We start from the raw sequence: 3,250 nt of genomic DNA on the forward strand, positions 1-3,250 counted from the left end.
TGAATAATGTGGCGGCGGCCTACTCTCCCGGGTGTAACCCCAGTACCATCGGCGCTGCAGGGCTTAACTTCTCTGTTCGGGATGGGAAGAGGTGGGACCCCTGCGCTGGGCCGCCTAGACTGTGAAGGATGAAGGCGGAGGGAGGAAGGATGAAGTATTGTTTCATCTCGCCCGTCTCTTTTGCCTTTTACCCTTGATTTCTTATGTTCTTTCCTTCGTACTTCAGCCTTCGGCCTTCGTACTTGTCCCGATAGCTATCGGGATGATATGTCTTGCAGAGAATGCAACAGGGCTGACCTGAAGCAAGTTTTCGGGCTATTAGTACTGCTCGGCTTTGTCATTACTGACTTTGCACCTGCAGCCTATCGACGTCATCGTCTCTGACGGCCCTGTTTGGAAGTCTCATCTTGGAGGGAGTTTCGCACTTAGATGCTTTCAGCGCTTATCTCTTCCCGACGTAGCTACCCGGCGGTGCAGTTGGCACCACAACCGGTACACCAGCGGTCAGTCCAACCCGGTCCTCTCGTACTAAGGTCAGCGCTCCTCAAACTTCCCACGCCCGCAACAGATAGGGACCGAACTGTCTCACGACGTTCTGAACCCAGCTCGCGTGCCACTTTAATCGGCGAACAGCCGAACCCTTGGGACCTTCTCCAGCCCCAGGATGTGACGAGCCGACATCGAGGTGCCAAACCTCCCCGTCGATATGAGCTCTTGGGGGAGATCAGCCTGTTATCCCCAGAGTACCTTTTATCCTTTGAGCGACGGCCATTCCATGCTGTACCGCCGGATCACTATACCCGTGTTTCCACCCTGCTCGGCTTGTCGGCCTTACAGTCAAGCTCCCTTATGCTATTGCACTCCGCGCACGGTTACCAAGCGTGCTGAGGGAACCTTTGGAAGCCTCCGTTATCCTTTTGGAGGCGACCACCCCAGTCAAACTACCCACCAAGCAATGTCTCCCGCTTCTGCGGGGTTAGATACCAAGCAAACAAAGGGCGGTATTTCAACAACGGCTCCACAACGCCTGGCGACGCCACTTCACAGCCTCCCGCCTATCCTACACATCGTTTACCCGGTACCAATGCTAAGCTGCAGTAAAGGTTCATGGGGTCTTTCCGTCCCGTTGCGGGTACACGGCATCTTCACCGTGACTACAATTTCACCGAGCTCATGGCTGAGACAGCGCCCAGATCGTTACACCATTCGTGCAGGTCGGAACTTACCCGACAAGGAATTTCGCTACCTTAGGACCGTTATAGTTACGGCCGCCGTTTACCGGGGCTTCGATTCAAACCTTCGCTTGCGCTGAGCTCCCCTCTTAACCTTCCGGCACCGGGCAGGTGTCAGGCCTTATACTTCCTCTTTCGAGTTCGCAAAGCCATGTGTTTTTGCTAAACAGTCGCCTGGGCCTTTTCACTGCGGCCTCCCCCACCGAAGTGGGGGTAGGCGCCCCTTCTCCCGAAGTTACAGGGCCATTTTGCCGAGTTCCTTAGCCATGATTCACTCGAGCACCTCAGGATCCTCTCCTTGACCACCTGTGTCGGTTTGCGGTACGGGCACGCGTATTCGCTTTTCTTGGAAGTTGCTTCCCCGGATTGTCACTTCGGCCGGAGCCTCCGTGTACTATCCCACACTCTCATGTGGTTCAACGCACTATTCCGTCAGTGCGCACCGGGTACACCCCTCCGTCGCTTTCATCATACGCGCGGTACAGGAATATTGACCTGTTGTCCATCGGCTGCCCCTTTCGGGTTCGCCTTAGGTCCCGACTGACCCTGATCTGATTAGCATTGATCAGGAAACCTTGGTCTATCGGTGTGCGGGTTTCCCACCCGCATTATCGTTACTTATGCCTACATTTGCTTTTCCAGAAGCTCCAGTGCACATCGCCATGCACATTCACCGCCGCTGGAATGCTCCCCTACCATCGATATAAATATCAATCCTACGCTTCGGTATTACACTTGATGCCCGTTTATTATCGACGCCCTGCCGCTCGACCAGTGAGCTGTTACGCACTCTTTAAAGGAATAGCTGCTTCCAAGCTAACCTCCTGGCTGTCAAAGCAGCTGGACCACCTTTGTTCAACTTAGTGTAAATTTTGGGACCTTAGCGGTAGGTCTGGGTTCTTTCCCTCTCGGACTCGGACCTTAGCACCCAAGCCCTCACTGCCGCTTCTGTATGACGGCATTCGGAGTTCGTCAGGATTTGGTAGGATATGACTCCCCCTAGTCCTATCGGTAGCTCTACCTCCGCCATACAATCCACGACGCTGTTCCTAAAAACATTTCGGGGAGTACGAGCTATTTCTCAGTTTGATTGGCCTTTCACCCCTACCCACAGATCATCCGGAAGCTTTTCAACGCTTATCGGTTCGGTCCTCCAGTACGTTTTACCGTACCTTCAACCTGTCCATGGGTAGATCACAAAGTTTCGCGTCTACCCCCACTGACTCAGCGCCCTGTTCAGACTCGCTTTCGCTCCGGCTGCGTGCATCCATGCACTTAACCTCGCCAGTGAGGAGTAACTCGTAGGCTCATTATGCAAAAGGCACGCCGTCATCCCATCGCGGGACTCCGACCGCTTGTAAGCGCACGGTTTCAGGTTCTATTTCACCCCGTTATTCACGGTACTTTTCACCTTTCCCTCACGGTACTTGTTCACTATCGGTCTCTCAGGAGTATTTAGCCTTACCGGATGGTGCCGGCAAATTCAACCGGGATTTCTCCTGTCCCGGCCTACTCAGGATACCCGCCAGACAAATCATGCTTCCCGTACGGGGCTCTCACCCTCTGCGGCCACAGTTCCCACTGTGTTCCGGTCACATTCATCGTCCTTATGCAGGTCCTATAACCCCGCGCATGCCGTAACATGCACGGTTTGGGCTGTTCCGCTTTCGCTCGCCACTACTCACGGAATCACTGTTGTTTTCTCTTCCTGTGGGTACTTAGATGTTTCAGTTCCCCACGTTCGCCTTCCTTTTCGGAATATCCACATCACTGTGGATGGGTTGCCCCATTCGGACATCCGCGGATCAAGCCCCCTTGCAGGTCCCCGCGGCTTTTCGCAGCTTGGCACGTCCTTCTTCGCCTCTGAGAGCCTAGGCATCCCCCGTGCGCCCTTGTTCACTTACTCTTTACACACATCCCCCTTTTGCTAAGGATGTATGCAGTCTCCGTGTATTTATCCCTAAGGTTAAACACACACTCTGTTGCATTCTCTGCTCAACATGTCAATGAACTTATGG

General features: G+C 53.9%; 1 protein-coding gene and 2 rRNA genes. 1 reads left to right on the forward strand and 2 read right to left on the reverse strand.

The annotated features are described in order from the left end of the window. Positions 1-6 precede the first annotated feature (6 nt). Positions 7-118 (reverse strand): 5S ribosomal RNA (rrf, locus tag MMU05_RS22945). 3 nt (positions 119-121) lie between these two features. Here rrf and MMU05_RS22950 point away from each other — a divergent pair. Further along, positions 122-301, forward strand: coding sequence for a hypothetical protein (locus tag MMU05_RS22950; RefSeq protein WP_241143993.1), 180 nt, complete (start codon positions 122-124; stop codon positions 299-301). Here the strand turns inward: MMU05_RS22950 and MMU05_RS22955 are convergent. Beyond that, positions 299-3,138 (reverse strand): 23S ribosomal RNA (locus tag MMU05_RS22955). The two genes, MMU05_RS22950 and MMU05_RS22955, sit on opposite strands and share 3 nt — an antisense overlap. Between the last annotated feature and the right edge of the window lie 112 nt (positions 3,139-3,250).

Origin of the sequence: Cognataquiflexum rubidum (assembly GCF_022538115.1) — a bacterium.
Lineage (GTDB): Bacteria > Bacteroidota > Bacteroidia > Cytophagales > Cyclobacteriaceae > Cognataquiflexum > Cognataquiflexum rubidum.